Annotated in this window: 19 protein-coding genes; 12 read left to right on the forward strand and 7 right to left on the reverse strand. The window is 51.3% G+C overall.

Going from position 1 to position 15,185, the window contains the following annotated elements; genetic code table 11:
• The 5 genes from ftsY to G535_RS14070 all read left to right on the forward strand — a co-directional run.
• On the forward strand, positions 1 to 994 hold a 994-nt coding region (gene ftsY / locus G535_RS13095), incomplete at its 5' end, for a signal recognition particle-docking protein FtsY (protein WP_034727838.1).
• Positions 991 to 1,668 (forward strand): cell division ATP-binding protein FtsE, encoded by a 678-nt coding sequence (gene ftsE / locus G535_RS0106535; RefSeq protein ID WP_026861329.1) that lies wholly within the window; start codon positions 991 to 993, stop codon positions 1,666 to 1,668. The genes ftsY and ftsE, both read left to right, overlap by 4 nt.
• Positions 1,665 to 2,645, forward strand: coding sequence for a permease-like cell division protein FtsX (gene ftsX, locus G535_RS0106540; RefSeq protein WP_026861330.1), 981 nt, complete (start codon positions 1,665 to 1,667; stop codon positions 2,643 to 2,645). The genes ftsE and ftsX overlap by 4 nt, the downstream gene beginning before the upstream one ends.
• Before the next feature lie 161 nt (positions 2,646 to 2,806).
• The gene (rpoH, locus tag G535_RS0106545; RefSeq protein WP_026861331.1) at positions 2,807 to 3,673 is read left to right on the forward strand and encodes an RNA polymerase sigma factor RpoH; all 867 of its coding nucleotides are present in this window, start codon (positions 2,807 to 2,809) and stop codon (positions 3,671 to 3,673) included.
• Between the two features lie 5 nt (positions 3,674 to 3,678).
• Positions 3,679 to 3,927 carry a YkgJ family cysteine cluster protein gene (locus G535_RS14070; RefSeq protein WP_084616813.1) on the forward strand — a complete coding sequence of 83 codons (249 nt, stop codon included), beginning with the start codon at positions 3,679 to 3,681 and terminating at the stop codon, positions 3,925 to 3,927.
• 4 nt (positions 3,928 to 3,931) lie between these two features.
• Here G535_RS14070 and G535_RS13100 read toward each other — a convergent pair whose 3' ends face one another.
• Genes G535_RS13100 through gpmI form a run of 3 tightly spaced genes read right to left on the reverse strand, consistent with a single transcriptional unit; the run spans position 3,932 to position 7,352 of the window.
• A complete protein-coding gene (locus tag G535_RS13100; protein ID WP_084616814.1) occupies positions 3,932 to 4,687 on the reverse strand; it encodes a divergent polysaccharide deacetylase family protein in 756 nt (251 codons plus the stop codon).
• Positions 4,675 to 5,823 (reverse strand): murein hydrolase activator EnvC family protein, encoded by a 1,149-nt coding sequence (locus G535_RS0106555; RefSeq protein WP_026861332.1) that lies wholly within the window; start codon positions 5,821 to 5,823, stop codon positions 4,675 to 4,677. The genes G535_RS13100 and G535_RS0106555 overlap by 13 nt, the downstream gene beginning before the upstream one ends.
• The gene (gpmI, locus tag G535_RS0106560) at positions 5,820 to 7,352 is read right to left on the reverse strand and encodes a 2,3-bisphosphoglycerate-independent phosphoglycerate mutase (RefSeq protein ID WP_026861333.1); all 1,533 of its coding nucleotides are present in this window, start codon (positions 7,350 to 7,352) and stop codon (positions 5,820 to 5,822) included. Before gpmI ends, G535_RS0106555 begins: the two co-directional genes overlap by 4 nt.
• A 175-nt stretch (positions 7,353 to 7,527) precedes the next feature.
• Here gpmI and G535_RS0106565 point away from each other — a divergent pair, with 175 nt between their 5' ends.
• From G535_RS0106565 to gpsA, 3 genes are read left to right on the forward strand one after another with little or no spacing between them, the layout of a single operon-like run.
• The gene (locus tag G535_RS0106565; RefSeq protein WP_026861334.1) at positions 7,528 to 7,956 is read left to right on the forward strand and encodes a rhodanese-like domain-containing protein; all 429 of its coding nucleotides are present in this window, start codon (positions 7,528 to 7,530) and stop codon (positions 7,954 to 7,956) included.
• 39 nt (positions 7,957 to 7,995) lie between these two features.
• Positions 7,996 to 8,496, forward strand: a complete 501-nt coding sequence (gene secB / locus G535_RS0106570; protein WP_026861335.1) for a protein-export chaperone SecB — start codon at positions 7,996 to 7,998, stop codon at positions 8,494 to 8,496.
• A gap of 22 nt (positions 8,497 to 8,518) precedes the next feature.
• Entirely contained in the window at positions 8,519 to 9,520 is a 1,002-nt protein-coding gene (gpsA, locus tag G535_RS0106575; protein WP_026861336.1) for an NAD(P)H-dependent glycerol-3-phosphate dehydrogenase, read from the forward strand.
• On the opposite strand, the gene slmA is transcribed toward gpsA, so the two are convergent.
• Both slmA and coaBC read right to left on the reverse strand, forming a co-directional pair.
• Positions 9,512 to 10,096: a nucleoid occlusion factor SlmA gene (gene slmA / locus G535_RS0106580; RefSeq protein ID WP_026861337.1), complete on the reverse strand. Its 585-nt coding sequence runs from the start codon at positions 10,094 to 10,096 to the stop codon at positions 9,512 to 9,514. The genes gpsA and slmA overlap by 9 nt on opposite strands.
• Before the next feature lie 53 nt (positions 10,097 to 10,149).
• On the reverse strand, positions 10,150 to 11,382 hold the full coding sequence (coaBC, locus tag G535_RS0106585) for a bifunctional phosphopantothenoylcysteine decarboxylase/phosphopantothenate--cysteine ligase CoaBC (RefSeq protein WP_026861338.1): 1,233 nt from the start codon (positions 11,380 to 11,382) through the stop codon (positions 10,150 to 10,152).
• 167 nt (positions 11,383 to 11,549) lie between these two features.
• Here coaBC and radC point away from each other — a divergent pair, with 167 nt between their 5' ends.
• From radC to rpmG, 3 genes are all read left to right on the forward strand, one after another.
• Positions 11,550 to 12,227 carry a RadC family protein gene (gene radC, locus G535_RS0106590; protein ID WP_026861339.1) on the forward strand — a complete coding sequence of 226 codons (678 nt, stop codon included), beginning with the start codon at positions 11,550 to 11,552 and terminating at the stop codon, positions 12,225 to 12,227.
• Positions 12,228 to 12,387: 160 nt separating this feature from the next.
• Positions 12,388 to 12,624 (forward strand): 50S ribosomal protein L28, encoded by a 237-nt coding sequence (gene rpmB / locus G535_RS0106595; RefSeq protein ID WP_026861340.1) that lies wholly within the window; start codon positions 12,388 to 12,390, stop codon positions 12,622 to 12,624.
• An 11-nt stretch (positions 12,625 to 12,635) separates the two neighbouring features.
• Complete coding sequence (rpmG, locus tag G535_RS0106600) at positions 12,636 to 12,791, forward strand: 50S ribosomal protein L33 (protein WP_026861341.1); 156 nt, start codon at positions 12,636 to 12,638, stop codon at positions 12,789 to 12,791.
• 56 nt (positions 12,792 to 12,847) lie between these two features.
• On the opposite strand, the gene G535_RS0106605 is transcribed toward rpmG, so the two are convergent.
• A complete protein-coding gene (locus G535_RS0106605; RefSeq protein ID WP_084616815.1) occupies positions 12,848 to 13,504 on the reverse strand; it encodes a 2OG-Fe(II) oxygenase in 657 nt (218 codons plus the stop codon).
• 71 nt (positions 13,505 to 13,575) lie between these two features.
• On the opposite strand from G535_RS0106605, the gene mutM reads away from it, so the two are divergent.
• A complete protein-coding gene (gene mutM / locus G535_RS0106610; protein WP_026861343.1) occupies positions 13,576 to 14,391 on the forward strand; it encodes a bifunctional DNA-formamidopyrimidine glycosylase/DNA-(apurinic or apyrimidinic site) lyase in 816 nt (271 codons plus the stop codon).
• Here the strand turns inward: mutM and bioH are convergent.
• Positions 14,388 to 15,173 (reverse strand): pimeloyl-ACP methyl ester esterase BioH, encoded by a 786-nt coding sequence (gene bioH / locus G535_RS0106615; RefSeq protein ID WP_026861344.1) that lies wholly within the window; start codon positions 15,171 to 15,173, stop codon positions 14,388 to 14,390. The genes mutM and bioH overlap by 4 nt on opposite strands.
• Between the last annotated feature and the right edge of the window lie 12 nt (positions 15,174 to 15,185).

The following is a 15,185-nucleotide window of genomic DNA, read 5'->3' on the forward strand; positions in this document are numbered from 1 at the left end:
GCCAGAGCCAGAGCCAGAGCCAGAGCCAGAGCCAGCGAAGGAGCAGAGTAAGCCGAGCCTTTGGAAACGGCTAACGCAAGGGTTGAAAAAGACCTCGACGGCCATCGGTGATGGTTTATGGGGCATTTTTAAAGATAAAAAAATCGATGACGAGCTGTTTGAAGAGCTGGAAACGCAGCTGCTAACGGCTGATATCGGTGTGCCCACCACCATGAAAATTGTCGAGCGCCTTACTGAGCAGGCGGATCGCCGTCAATTGCAAAACGCAGAAGCCCTCTATCAGTTGTTGCAAGACGATTTAGTCGACATTCTTAAAGATGTGGAACAGCCGTTGCAGCTCGATAACACACAAGATGGCCCTCAAGTTATCTTAATGGTTGGCGTGAATGGTGTGGGTAAAACCACCACCATTGGTAAGTTGGCACAACAACTGAAGCGCGAGGGCAAATCAGTCATGCTTGCTGCCGGTGACACCTTCCGTGCAGCAGCAGTTGAACAGTTGCAAGTGTGGGGTGAGCGTAACAACATCCCAGTGATCGCGCAGCACACTGGTGCCGACAGTGCGTCCGTCATTTACGATGCGGTGGAAGCAGCCAAAGCGCGTGATGTCGACGTGCTTATCGCTGACACGGCGGGTCGCCTGCAAAACAAAGCACATCTGATGGACGAACTGAAGAAAGTCGTCCGGGTGATGAAGAAGCTTGATGTGAATGCACCACACGAAGTCATGCTAACCCTTGATGCGGGAACGGGTCAGAACGCGATTAGTCAGGCCAAATTGTTTACTGAAGCAGTGGGCGTCACCGGCATTACCTTAACCAAATTAGACGGTACCGCGAAAGGCGGGGTGATTTTTGCCATTGCTGACCAGTTTAAATTACCTATCCGCTATATCGGCGTAGGCGAAGGGATTGATGATCTGCGTCCATTTGAAGCGACCTCGTTTGTGAAAGCGTTGTTTGAGCGCAGTATTGAGGAGCCGCGTAGCGAATGATCAAATTTGAGCAAGTCAGTAAAGCCTACCCAGGCGGTTTTCAGGCCCTGAACAACGTTAGTTTTAACGTTGAACCTGGTGAAATGGCTTTTTTAACAGGTCACTCAGGCGCTGGTAAAAGTACTGTGCTCAAGTTGATCAGTATGATGGAGCGTCCCACTGCTGGGCGCGTGTTGATTAACGGCCATGATTTGAAAAAGATCAGCCGTAAACAGGTGGCTTATGCCCGTCGTGATATTGGGATGATTTTCCAAGATCACCGCTTGTTAATGGACCGTACCGTTTTCGACAACGTTGCACTGCCGTTACTGATTGAAGGTTACAGCATGGGCGAAGCACGAAAGCGCGTGCAAGCGGCCTTGGAAAAGGTCGGCCTTGGCGACAAAATCCGTCATTATCCGCGTATGCTCTCTGGTGGTGAACAACAACGGGTCGGCATCGCACGGGCGGTGGTCAACAAGCCGCCGTTGTTGCTGGCAGATGAACCGACGGGGAACCTTGATCCTAAGCTCTCCGCAGAAATCATTAAGTTGTTTGAAGACTTTAACCGGGTAGGGGTGTCGGTAGTGATTGCCACCCATGATTTAGGCCTGATCGCACGTTTACGCTACCGTACTTTAACGCTCAAAGACGGGCGCATGATCAATGATGGTTTAGTGGAGGAAAACCTATGAGTTTTCTGTTTCGCGGCCGTCAGCAAGGTGCTCAACAGGTCAAAATTTCACTGGGGCGTCGTTTCTTAACCTTTTGGCTGCACCACGCACAGCAATGTATTGGTAGTTTGGGGGAACTGGCGCGGTATCCGTTTGCATCGTTAATGACTATGGCGGTGTTGGGGCTTAGCTTAACCCTACCTGCCACGCTTTACGTGATTGTAAAAAACACCGATGCGGTGGGCGCTAACTTTCAACAAGCTTCAGAAATGACCCTCTTTTTGCGTCAAGATTTAAGCGAACAAGAAGTGGCGACTTTTCATAAGCGGGTGCAGGTCAATCCAGCCGTTGCATCGACGCGGTTGATTGATAAGGCCGCAGGCTTAGCCGATTTTCGCCAGCGTTCAGGTTTTGGAGAGGCACTGGATACCTTAGAAAACAATCCGCTGCCGGACGTGTTGATTGTTACGCCCGCCGAGAGCTACCGTCATCCAGCTGCGGCAGAGCAGTTGTTGCAGCAAATGCAGCAACAACGAGAAGTCGACCAAGCACGTCTTGATGTGGGCTGGTTGCAACGCTTTCAAGCGATTGTGCGTCTTATCCAAGACGGCTTTCTTGGGCTGGCCCTATTGCTTTCTATTGCAGTGGTGCTGATTGTCGGCAACACCATTCGCTTAAATATTAGTAGCAAGCGTGATGAGATTGCCGTCATGAAGCTGGTCGGTGCAACAGATGCTTACATTCAACGTCCCTTTCTTTACACCGGTTTATGGTATGGTCTGCTTGGTGGTGTGATCACTTGGATTGCGACCGGCGTATTACTGTGGTGGCTAAGTGCAGCGGTGCGTGACATCGCTGAATTATATGACAGCCAATTCCGTTTGACGGGGCTGAATATCACTGAGATGGGCGTGGTTTGGGGCTTTGCCATAGGTATTGGGTTGTTAGGTTCGTATCTGGCGGTAAGAAAACACGTACGAGCTATTGAACCGCAATAATTCATCCCCATGTCAGTTCTATGAAGATCAAAATGATCCCGTTGTCAGCAGCGTCAAATTTGCTAGAATGAGGGAACTTTTCAGGCTATAAAGGGTCTGAAAGTGTGATTGCGAAATTCGATTCACCAAGCGCAGTCACCAGCAGAAGAGGATGTTGTTGAATGAGCACTGAAATGACAAAAATGGCGTTAGCGGTACCGCAAGGCGGAGGAAGCCTTGAGGCCTATATTCAGTCGGTCAATCGCATTCCAATGCTTACCGCTGAAGAAGAACAGGCTTTGGCGGTTCGATTAACCGAAGAAAATGATTTAGAAGCTGCACGTCAATTGATCATGTCGCACTTGCGCTTCGTTGTGCATGTGGCGCGTAGCTATTCAGGTTACGGCTTACCACAAGCAGACCTGATCCAAGAAGGTAACATTGGCTTAATGAAAGCCGTGCGTCGTTTTGACCCTTCGGTAGGTGTGCGCTTGGTTTCATTTGCTGTGCATTGGATCAAAGCTGAAATTCATGAGTATGTGCTGAAAAACTGGCGCATGGTCAAAATTGCGACGACCAAAGCGCAACGTAAGTTGTTTTTCAATCTCCGTAAGATGAAAAAGCGTTTAGGTTGGTTCACGCAAGAAGAAGTCAACACTGTTGCGGAAACCCTCGGTGTGAGCACCGCTGAAGTGATGGAAATGGAAGCGCGGATGAGTGCCCATGACCAAGCATTCGAGCTCAGCTCAGACGATGACGATGCGCGTGAAAACAGCACCTATTCACCAGCTCAGTACCTTGAAGACAAGCGTTCTGACTTGGCTGAAGAAGTTGAGCAACAGCAATGGCAAGATCACACGCAACAGCGTTTGTTGTCAGCCATTAATACGCTTGATGAACGTAGCCAAGATATCGTTCGTGCACGTTGGTTAGACGAAGACAACAAAACCACTTTGCAAGAATTGGCCGATAAATACCAAGTCTCTGCAGAGCGTGTGCGTCAGCTTGAAGCTAACGCAATGAAGAAATTGCGCATGGCCATGGCTTAATCGCCATGCAATGCCGCGCTGGATGTGGAGCGTGTTGTATAGCACCTTCCATTAGTTCAGCCCTACCAGGAATGCCAGCCGGGAAACCCGCTGGCATTCGTTGTATTCATCTCACCGAAACCAACCTTTGCGCCATTTTTGACCATCCAGATCGCCCTAAGGTGTGTGCTGATTTCAAAGCGGATGATTATGTCTGTGGCAATTCCAGAGACGAAGCGCTGATCCTCATTACCGAGCTAGAACAACTCACGTAAGACGCTAATGCAGTAGCTCAGAGGCTTTCACCAGCTCTACATTGTGTGCTGCAGCGAGCAGGGGTAGGTCATTCTGTAAAAAAGCCAAGGTGGCAGGGTATGGGTGGCCAATCGCTATCGCATAGCCTTGACGATGCGCTAAATCGAGTAAGCGTTGCCACTCGGCTAATATCGCCTCACGTTCTGGCGCGTTGTCGAGAAACACATGGCGACGACCGGTGAGAACTCCTGCGGCTTCAGCTTGCTGCTCGGCAACAGTAAGCGTGGTGGTGCGACTGTCGAGAAAATACAACTGTTGCTGTGTGAGTTCCTGCATGAGCCATTGCATTTGTTGCGGGCGTGCAGTGAGTGCACTGCCTTGATGGTTGTTTAATCCAACGGCTTGGGGCAAGCGCGAAATGGCCGCACTCAGCGTTGCGATGAACTGGGCTTTGGAGTCAAAGCGATCGAGCACACCTTGTTCTTGCAGGTCATTATTTTCACGCTGCATTGGCATATGAATGATCACTTCATGCCCTTGGCTAGAGGCTGCGGCCGCTAAGGCTTCAGCTTTGGGAGTAAAGGGCATAATGGCCAACGTTAGTGGCATCGCAAGCGCTGTGAAAGCGAAATGATCGTGATGGTGACCAAGATCGTCAATGACAATCGCAATTTTAGGCGTTGCTGCCGCATCGCTCTGCTGTGCTGTAGCACTGAGAAGCAACGCGGGTAGCAGCGCAATACTGAGCAACAAACGACGCACCCGCATCAACGACACCATTGCGTCGGATTCACCGGGTCGCCTTTCACACGAATTTCAAAGTACAACGCAGGCCCTTCACGCCCGCCACTTTGGCCAACCAAGGAAATCTCTTCGCCACGGCGGACGACGTCACCGACCCGCGGCAAAATAGCTTGGTTATGACCATAGAGACTCATGTAGCCGTCGCCGTGATCAAGTACTAGCAATAACCCGAAACCGCGCATCCAATTGGCAAAAATCACACGGCCATCAGCGATGGCCTGCACAGAGGTGCCTTCGGCGGCGTCGATGACCACGCCTTTCCATTTCACTCCACCGCTACGGTTCTTGCCGAATAGGCGCTGGACCTTTCCTTGTGTCGGCCAACGCATTTGGCCTTTAAGCTGAGCTAAACCATCCAACTGAGGCTCATCACGTAAGGCTGCGATAATCGCAGCGAGAACTTCTTCGAGCTCACGCTGATCACGTTCTAGCTGCGCAATACGCGACTGGTCGTGTTGTTGCTCTTGGTTTAATTGGCGTACCAATTTTTGCTGCTGTTGTTGCTGGCTTTCTAGATTGGCGCGTTGACGCTGCTGCTGTTGCTCCTGCTGCGCAAGCTTGTCTTGCTCAGCGGCGACATCAGCGACGATGTTTACCAGCTCTTGTTGGGTTTGCTTCACCTGCTGCAGCTGTTGCATTCGGGCGCGGTTAAAATAGCCGTAGTAGCCATGCATGCGCTCAAGGTGTGCAGGGTCTTGTTGATTGAGAATAAGCTTCAGTAAGTCATGCTCACCAATGCGGTAGGCCATATCGAGTTGCTTGGCGAGCCACTGCAATTGTTTTGCCTGCTCTTGCTCGAGTGTGCGTTGTTGTTGCTCAAGTTGCGCAATACGTTGTTGCGTGGCCGCTTGCGCTTTACGTGTGGCGCTAAGCTTGCTGGCGATGGCACTGATGTCCATTTCCAGTTGCTGGAGCGCACGCTCGGTGCTGCTCAGTTCTTTTGCACGCTGTTTGATGGCCGCTTGCCGCTGTTGCAGTTCTTTGGCAATCGCATCAATACGTGCCTGTGTTTGCTCTGCTGTTTCTTGGGACGGTGCCTGCCACGCATGGCTTGCTGTTACTGGCAGCAACAGCAAGGCAAGCGCAAAAAAACAGCCAACGCGCGTCATCATTTGAGGGTAACGATAGGGGAGCCGGTCATTTCTGCAGGCTGCTCAAGACCGAGCAAGTGCAGCATGGTTGGCGCAACGTCAGATAGCGTACCACCGTCGCGCGGTGTTGCGTCACGGCCGACGTAAATAAAGGGCACCAACTCGCTGGTATGCGCGGTGTGACACTGGCCTGTCGTGTGGTCTTGCATTTGTTCGGCGTTACCATGGTCCGCGGTGATTAAGCATTCACCATTTACCCGCTGCAGGGCGTCGATAACCCGTGCAATCGAGCGATCTACAGCTTCGACGGCTTTCACTGCAGCAGCGAAATTACCGGTGTGGCCAACCATGTCACCATTCGGGTAATTACAGACGATAACGTCATGCTTGCCTGATTCAATGGCTTCAACCAAGGCATCGGTGAGCGCTTCACTGCTCATCTCTGGTTGTAAGTCGTATGTTGCGACTTGCGGTGATGGGATCAGTACGCGTGTTTCACCGTCAAACTCTTGCTCACGACCGCCACTAAAGAAGAACGTTACGTGTGCATACTTTTCGGTCTCAGAAATGCGTAACTGGGTATAACCTTGTTTTGCTAACCACTCGCCGAGCACGTTATGCAGAGCTACTGCTGGAAATGCTACGTCGCTGTGAATATCTTTGGCATATTCGGTCAATGACACAAAGGCCGCCAGTTGCGGTCGCCGCTGGGCGGCAAAACCAGCGAAACCATCGCTGATAAAGGCATGACTTAGTTGACGTGCGCGGTCGGCACGGAAGTTCATGAAAATGACTGCATCGCCATCTTGCATCGGTGCCGCGTCAGCAATGCGTGTCGGCTGGACGAATTCATCGCTTTCGTCGCGCTCATAAGCCATTGCCAAGCCGTCGCTGGCACTCTCGGCATGGAAGGGTGCAACGCCGTCGACTAACAGCTGCCAGGCTTGCTCTACGCGATCCCAGCGCTGGTCACGGTCCATGGCGTAATAACGGCCACAAAGACTGGCGAAGCGTCCGACGCCAAGGCGACTAAAGAGCTGCTCAAAACGCTCGAGCGAAGGCTTTGCTGAGCGTGGCGGTGTGTCACGACCATCAAGGAAGCCGTGGACATAAACACGTTTGGCGCCGCGTTGTGCGGCTAGCTCAACCATCGCCAGTAAGTGATCTTCATGGCTGTGCACGCCACCTGGCGAAAGTAAGCCCATGATATGCACGGCACCCTCATGTTGAACCGCAGCATCTACCGCTCGGGTGAGGGTCGGGTTTTGATAGAACTCACCATCGGCGATGGCTTTACTAATGCGAGTAAAGTCTTGATAAACCACACGTCCTGCGCCTAAGTTGACATGGCCAACTTCGGAATTGCCCATCTGCCCGTGGGGCAGACCAACGGCCATGCCTGAACCATCAACTAAGGTGTGTGGACATTGCTGCCACAAGGCATCCATAGTGGGTGTATGGGCAGCGGCAATCGCGTTGTCGTCAGCCGCTTCGCGGTGACCCCAACCATCTAAAATCAATAGTGCAAGGGGAGTGTGTGGCTTAGCCATTGAACGTCCTCATGTTGACTTACTGCGGGTTTTACTTGATCTGGCTCTAGTTTATGCGATTTTGTGGTGCAACGCACCCGCTGTCCTAGGAAATGCCCCCAAATTTTACTGGTATCTGACATTTCAGCGGGTATACTCTTGAGCTTGATTTTTTTAGTAGGAGTAGTGAGTCATTATGGAGCAACTTCTTGCATTCGCAGCCGACCATTATTTGATGAGTATTCTCTGGGTCGTTCTGCTGATCGCCATCATTGTCTCTTATGTATCTGCCGCGACCTCAAATGTGAAAGCGCTCTCTGCACAAGAAGCCACGCTGGCAGTGAACCGTAACGATGGTGTGTTTGTTGATATTCGTTCGATTGATGAATATCGCAAGGGGCATATCCACGGCTCACTGCATTTGCCTTCTGAGCGAATCCGGAAAAATGACACGCCGGCCCTTGATAAATATAAAAGTGCCCCCATCGTGGTTGTATGTGCAACAGGCATGACGGCAAAAGCTGCAGCTCAGCAGCTTGCAAAAGCTGGTTATGAGAACGTTGCCTTATTACAAGGTGGAATCTCTGCCTGGCAAGGCGCCAGTTTTCCGCTCGTGAAAAAATAAAATTTCGAACATTAAATTACGTTAATAGGAAGTATTACCATGGCTGATGAACAGCAAGTAAACGGCGCCGCTCAAGACGACGCACAACAGCAACAAGCATTCGCAATTCAACGTATCTACACGAAAGACGTTTCTTTCGAGTCACCAAATGCGCCAGAAATTTTCCGCAAAGAGTGGAAACCAGATCTGAACCTTGATCTGAACGTGAAAAACAACAAGCTTGACGACAACACTTATGAAGTTGTGTTGAAAGTAACTGCAACCAACAAAATCGGCGAAGAAGTTGCTTTCTTGGCGGAAGTTCATCAAGCAGGTATCTTCACTATCGCTGAAACCCTTGAAGAAGGTCAGCGCGCACACTTGTTAGGTGCATTCTGCCCGAACATCTTGTTCCCATACGCGCGTGAGTGCCTCTCTAGCCTCGTAAGCCGTGCAACGTTCCCACAATTGAACCTTGCGCCAGTAAACTTCGATGCAGTTTTCGCACAACACTTGCAACAGCGTCAGCAACAAGCGGCTGAGCAGCAAGCAGACGCGTAATTAGTTGGTCTAATACCCACTAATGCATACGAAACAAGTCACAGTGCTAGGCGCCGGTTCTTACGGAACTGCCCTAGCACTTTGTTTTGCTCGCAAAGGTACTCCGGTGTGTTTATGGGGTCGCGATAGCAAACAAATTCAAACCATGTCGGCAGATCGTGAGAATCGACGCTATTTGCCGGGTGTGTCCTTTCCTGATTCCCTAACACTGACCGACGACCTCGACGACGCTGTGCGCGATGCCCAGAATGTTGTTGTGGTGGTGCCCAGTGGGGGCTTTGCGCAGGTACTGCGCGATATCCAACCGTTACTGCGCAACGATGCGCGGGTAGCCTGGGCGACCAAAGGGCTAGAGCCTGGCACCGGCAGATTGTTGTTTGAGGTTGCGGAGGAAATTTTAGGTCATGACCATGCGCTCGCGGTCTTATCTGGGCCGACGTTTGCGATGGAAATGGCGAAGGGGTTACCGACCGCGATTTCAATGTCATCGACTGATCCAGAGTTTGTGCATGAACTCTCAGAATTATTGCATTGCGATCGTAGCTTCCGGGTGTATACCAATGACGATTTCATTGGCGTGCAACTTGGTGGTGTGGTGAAAAACGTGATCGCAATTGGCGCCGGGATGGCTGATGGTATTGGCTTTGGTGCCAATGCACGTACTGCACTTATCACCCGTGGCTTGGCGGAGTTAACCCGACTGGGGTTAAAACTCGGAGCGAAACCTGAAACCTTCACTGGCATGGCTGGCTTAGGTGATTTGATCTTAACCTGTACCGACAACCAATCGCGCAACCGGCGTTTCGGCTTGGCGCTCGGACAAGGTAAATCGGTTGACGAAGCCATGCAGAGCATTGGCCAGGCGGTCGAAGGTTATCGGAATACCAAAGAAGTGGTTATGTTGGCGCGCCGCAACAACGTAGAAATGCCGATTTGTGAGCAAATCTACGATGTGCTGTATGGCGACACAACACCGCAGCAGGCTGCGGTGAACTTATTGAGCCGCGCGCGTACGTCAGAGTAATTGGTGCGCGATGGTTTGCCATTGCGCTTCAAATTCGGTGGTCGGTGTTTGTTTAAACTCACTGCGAACATATTGAGCAATTTTGCCATCTGCATAAGCCATCAAGAGATTCGCCAACACGGCCTCGTCAAGACGTGCTTGCACGTTTTCGCGTAAACGGCGTTCACGTAATGCTTGCTTCAGATTCGCTTCAATTTTACCAAACAGGTTTTGTACGCGTGAACGTAACCGTTCATGCTCACCCATCAGGGCGTCACCGGTTAAAATACGTGTGATACCGGGGTTGACCTCGACAAACTTCAAAAGTACCCAGAGGGTGTTGCGACAGCGGGTTAGGGTATCTTTCTCGCGCTCCATCACCACGTTGATTTGTGACAACACCGTTTCTTCTGTGAACTCAATGAGCCCTTCAAACATCCGCGCTTTCGATGGAAAGTGGCGGTACAGTGCAGCTTCAGAAACACCAAGCTCAGCGGCAAGACTTTTGGTGGTAATGCGCTGACCCGGGCTGGTTTCTAGCATATGGGCGAGGGTGCCTAAAATCTGCTCTTTGCGATTTGGCTTTTTGCTTGTCATTGTTGTTATTGTCTCCGTTACAAAAGCAACCGTCGTGGGCCGTTCTCCAAGGCCTACGACGATGGTAATTCTTTAATTTGACGTAGAATTTGTGCGGCAATGTGACCTTTGCTTGCACGTGGCAGATCGCGTTGCTGAAGTTGTCCTGCGGCGTCATGCCAAAATAGCTGCATTGCATTTTCATCGCTATTAAACCCGATACCTTGATCACTGACATCGTTCGCAGCAATCATGGCAAGCTTTTTACGCGTAAGCTTGTCTTGGGCATAGTGCGCGACATCCTGTGTTTCGGCGGCAAAGCCAATACATAAAGGAGCATCGGGGCGGGCAGCTATGGTCGCCAATATATCTGGATTGCGTACCAGTTGAAGTTGCATCGTCGCTTGGCTTTTCTTCATTTTTTGCTCAGCGACATTAGCCAAGCGATAGTCGGCAACGGCTGCACAAGCAATAAATACCGAGCTTGCGCTGACTGCTTGTTGCACCGCATTGAGCATCTGTTCGGCACTTTCAACCTGCACACAGTCGACTCCTGTTGGCACAGGCAACTGCGTCGGTCCACTGACTAAGGTTACTTTGGCGCCTAAGCGTTGCGCCTGTTCTGCGAGAGCATAGCCCATTTTACCGGAGCTGTGGTTGCTCAGGTAACGTACGGGGTCAATGGCTTCGCGGGTAGGGCCAGCAGTAATCAGGATATGCTGCCCCTGAAAAAGGTTTTCGCGTGGCGCGAGCAGTTCGACCACGGCATCACGCAACGCCAACGGCTCGGGCATACGTCCTGCCCCCACATCACCACAGGCTTGGGCGCCACTGGCGGGCGCAATCAAATGGAAGCCAAATTGCTCTAGTTGGCGCAAATTAGCTTGCACTACTGGCGCCGCCCACATTTGTTGGTTCATTGCTGGCGCGATCATGATCGGCGCGGTGGTCGCTAAGCATAAGGTGCTTAACAAGTCATCAGCGAGCCCATGGGCAAGTCGCGCCAAGGTGCTCGCGCTCGCTGGAGCAATCAGGATCACATCGGCCCATTTGGCCAGCTCAATGTGTCCCATCGCAGCTTCAGCAGCCGGATCGAGTAAGTCGTCGTGGACTGGGTGGCCTGAGACAGCTTGTAATGTCAGCGGCGTAATAAAAGATTGTGCGCCTTGAGTCATTACAACCCGCACAATCGCCCCAAGCTCGCGTAAGCGACGAACTAAATCAGGGGTTTTGTAGGCGGCAATACCACCGCTTACACCAACCAAAATATGGCGGCCAGCAAGCGTGTTAGAAAGGGGTTCCGTCATAGTGAGTCCTTACCTAATCTTTACGCTGTAAGATACCACGACGAAGGGGCATGATGCGAACTTTATCGCTGAAGTGACCCGAGCTCAGCGTACCCTATGTCGCTGATTTCGTTCATTCGGTTACACTGCAAGCAGAAGGATTGTCGCGACGAACTCAAGGAGGAGTGATGGCAAATTTAAAGGCATGGCCCGCCTCAGAACGGCCCCGTGAAAAGTTTGCGGAGATGGGGGTACATGCGTTGAGCGATGCGGAGTTACTCGCCATTTTATTGGGCACGGGCATTAAGGGGAAAGATGTGGTCACTTATGCTCGAGAGCTACTCCAGTACTATGAAGGTATCGGCGGGCTGATGGCTGCACCGGCGGCAGACTTACTCACGCAACCGGGTTTAGGTCCTGCGCGAGTGATGCAACTGCAAGTGGTGATGGAAATTTCCCGGCGTTATCTCGCTTGGCAGTTGCGTCGCGATGACGGCTTCACCCAGCCGGCCATGGTGCGTGACTATCTTACGTCACAGCTGCGTCACCAAGAGCGCGAGGTCTTTGTGATTCTCCTGCTGGATAGCCAGCACCGCTTGCTTAAATACGTCGAACTGTTTCACGGTACTATCAATGCGGCGCCAGTGTATCCACGCGAGATTGTGAAGTTGGTGATGCAACATAACGCCGCAGCGGTCATTCTCGCCCATAATCATCCTTCAGGGGTAGCAGAACCTAGCCAAGCGGATCAGCGCGTTACAGAGCGATTGAAGAAGGCGCTAGCGATGATCGATGTGGCGTTGTTGGATCATTTCGTGATTGGCAGCGGTGCGCCAGTTTCGTTTGCCGAACGAGGGCTTCTGTAATAGAATACCGCGACCATCTAAAACGATCGCAAAAGATCAAAAAATTACGTCGATTACTTGATTACCGAGCCGGTTTACTGTATAAAATGCGCCCTCGGATTCAAGGCAAGGCCGCGATGGGCGACAGGCGAGCTTGAAGCAATTTTTGGAGTAAAAAACGATGTCACGAGTATGTCAAGTTACAGGAAAGCGTCCGGTTACCGGTAATAACCGTTCTCACGCGCGCAATGCGACCAAGCGTCGTTTCCTGCCGAACCTACAATCTCACCGTTTCTGGGTAGAATCAGAGAAGCGTTGGGTGAAGCTGCGTATTTCTACTAAAGGTATGCGCATTATTGATAAAAACGGTATCGACTCGGTGCTCGCAGATTTGCGTGCCCGTGGCGAAAAAGTGTAAGGAGCTAAACCATGCGCGATAAGATCCGTCTAGTTTCTTCTGCCGGTACTGGTTACTTCTACACTACCGACAAGAACAAGCGTAACATGCCAGAAAAAATGGAAATCAAAAAGTTTGATCCAAAGATTCGTAAGCATGTGATCTTCAAAGAAGCTAAAATCAAATAAGTTTCTTGAAGCAGTCTAAAAAAACCCGACCTTGTGTCGGGTTTTTTATTGCCTGCTTATCGGGTTGGGTCAACAATGCCGCTTACACTGGCATTCAAGCGATACCAGCCGGTGATACTGTAACGGTCACGTAGCCCAGTCAACACCTCATGAACGAACACGTCGCTCAAAAACAGCACTAACTTCCCAGCTTCTGGCAACACGGTCTCAAGGACTTGTCCACGATCTCCGTAGATCACCAATTGACCACCATCGTGTTCTTGCCATTCAGGGTTCAAGTAAAATACTGTCGTAAGAATGCGATTACTGCGCCCTTTGAAGGCATCGAGATGCTTGCGATAAAAAGCTCCTGGCGGATAGTGGGCAAGGTGACACTCGTAGTCAAACAATCCCATAAACAGTTCACGGTTGATCAGTGTTCGGAGTTGATCCATGAGCTGCAAGTAGGCGTTTTCATAGGGTGCGTCGCTGTTGAGCCAGCGAATTCTGTCCTGTCGCACTGCCGTATTGGTGGTATAGTTTTCGGCCCGGCCAATCCCTGCTTGCTGCCAAGCTGGCGGCGGCAAATCGACCGCATAATGATATAAATCGAGACAGTGTTGGCGCTCGAGAAAGTTGGGTACAATGACATAACCGTGCGAAATAAAATGCTCAATATCAATGGTCGCAGTGTCGAAACCCGCGAACGATAGTGCATGTGAATGTGTCGTCATTGATGGATAGTGCCTCATTATCTAACCGACGAAATATAGTGGACAGTGTCACCAAACACAAGAGAAATGAGATGCCAGAATTACCAGAAGTTGAAGTCAGTCGAATGGGCATAGCGCCCCATCTAGAAGGCCAGCAAATTAAGGCTGTAGTCGTACGTGAACCTCGTTTACGCTGGCCCATACCGGAACAGGTGATGCAGCTTGAAGGCGCGCTTATTCATCAGGTGGAGCGACGGGCGAAGTACCTTATCTTGCATACCGATAAAGGCTTTCTCATTTTGCACCTAGGCATGTCGGGTGCGCTCCGAGTGGTGGCTAGCGATAGCTTGGTGGTGAAGCATGATCACTTCGAACTGCAATTGACCAATGGCCAGTGTTTGCGATTAAACGACCCGCGCCGTTTTGGCTGTGTGCTGTTTAGCGCCCAGCATCCGGGAGTTGAGCACCCCTTGTTACGCGCGCTGGGACCGGAGCCGCTGACCGAGGCCTTTACTGCCAGTTACCTACATCAGCAGGCGCAAGGTAAAACCCAAGCGATTAAGACCTTCTTGATGGACAATCATGTGGTTGTTGGGGTGGGTAACATTTATGCCAATGAGGCGCTGTTTAAGGCCGGTATTCACCCTAAACGCGCTGCGGGTAAGGTGAGCTTGGCGCGTTATCAGCGACTGGTGCCGATTATCAAAGAAACCCTCAGCGCGGCAATCGCACAAGGCGGCACCACGCTCCAAGACTTCACCCAAGCCGACGGCCAACCAGGGTACTTTAAACAGCACTTAAACGTGTATGGTCGTGGTGGGCGCCCTTGCATGGTGTGTAAAACCGAGCTGACCGAAATCCGCTTAGGTCAGCGTAGTACGGTGTATTGTAAGCAGTGCCAGCGCTAAGCTTGGGCTGAAAAGAATGCGCGCCATTGTTGCATGAACTGCTCCGGATCGCTGATGAACGGGGCATGACTGCAGCGCGGCGCAATGACTTGCGTGCTGTTTGGCGCTAATTGCTGAACCTTGTCTGCGGTGGCAACAGGCACGAGTGCGTCAAGTCGCCCATACATACGTAGAAACGGCATTTCTAACTGCGCCAGTTGTGCTCGTAAATCGACTGAGGCGAGCATATCTAAACCTGCATCAAGTACTTCCACTGCGGCCATAGGTTTACTAAAAAGCCACTCTTTAATGACTTTCACATCTTGTTTGGCGTGTGGACTACCAAGCGATTGCAAGGCTAAAAAGCGCTCAACGGTGCGACGGAAGTCTTTGCTCAGCTGTTTCCCGAACTGGTTCAAAATCTTAGGCTCAATACCGGGCCACTGCGTTTCGGCCACACTGGGAAAATAAGGTGATGAAGCGACAGTTGTAAGGCTTTGTACTTGTTGCGGTGCGCGCAGTGCAATCTGGGTCGCCACTAAACCACCGAGGGACCAACCGATGAGGTGACACGATGGTGGCAGCGCTGCTTGGGTGAGTGCGCATAAGTTGTCGAACGTGAGTGGCAGCGAGGCTGGCCAAGCTGAGTCACCGTAGCCAGGTAAATCGATACGGGTAACGCGACCTAACTGCTGTAAGGGCGCAAGAATAGGTGTCCAAATATTCGCATTCAAACCCCAGCCATGAAGGACAACAATATCAGCCCCTGTCCCACTGCTTTCTAACCACACATTCTCTACCATGAGTGACAACCT

The sequence above is a fragment of the Pseudidiomarina sediminum DSM 21906 genome, assembly GCF_000423165.1.
Lineage (GTDB): Bacteria > Pseudomonadota > Gammaproteobacteria > Enterobacterales > Alteromonadaceae > Pseudidiomarina > Pseudidiomarina sediminum.